Annotated in this window: 1 protein-coding gene; it reads right to left on the bottom strand. The window is 50.9% G+C overall.

Going from position 1 to position 232, the window contains the following annotated elements; translation table 11 throughout:
• On the bottom strand, positions 1 to 232 hold a 232-nt coding region (locus Q4548_RS17080; protein WP_303457304.1), incomplete at both ends, for an efflux RND transporter permease subunit.

Consider the following 232-nt stretch of genomic DNA (forward strand, 5'->3'; position numbering starts at 1 on the left):
GTTACAACGGCATACAGTGGCGACAGACCACGCTGGCGTTGCTCGGCGATGCTTTCGGCAATAACGATGGCATCGTCCATCAGAATGCCCAGCGCCAGCAATAACGCCACCATGCTCATCATATTGATTGATATGCCAAACTGCAGCATCAGAAAAAAACTGGCGAGAAAACTTACCGGCAGGCCCATCACTACCCAGAAGGTATAGCGGAAACCAAAAAACAGCATCAGCG

This window comes from Wenyingzhuangia sp. 2_MG-2023, from assembly GCF_030548295.1.
Classification (GTDB): Bacteria; Bacteroidota; Bacteroidia; order Flavobacteriales; family Flavobacteriaceae; genus Wenyingzhuangia.